General features: G+C 47.5%; 1 protein-coding gene. It reads left to right on the top strand.

The annotated features are described in order from the left end of the window. Window positions 1-204: IS66 family insertion sequence element accessory protein TnpB (gene tnpB / locus VOR_RS0114245; RefSeq protein WP_010320365.1), on the top strand; the 204-nt coding region annotated here is incomplete at both ends.

A 204-nucleotide genomic window follows, 5' to 3' on the forward strand; every position in this document is an offset into this window, starting at 1 on the left:
GAGAGTTCGTGGACTTTAGAAAATCCATCAATGGCCTAGCGGCGATTATCGAGTCCGAAACCGATTTGCCGCTAGGTACAGGCGCACTTTTCCTGTTTACCAATAAACAACGCGACAAAGTCAAAGTGTTGTACTGGGATAAAACGGGCTTCGCCCTGTGGTACAAACGGCTCGAAAAAGCCAAATTCAAATGGCCCACTCAAG

Source organism: Vibrio ordalii ATCC 33509 (genome assembly GCA_000257205.1).
GTDB classification, from domain to species: domain Bacteria; phylum Pseudomonadota; class Gammaproteobacteria; order Enterobacterales; family Vibrionaceae; genus Vibrio; species Vibrio ordalii.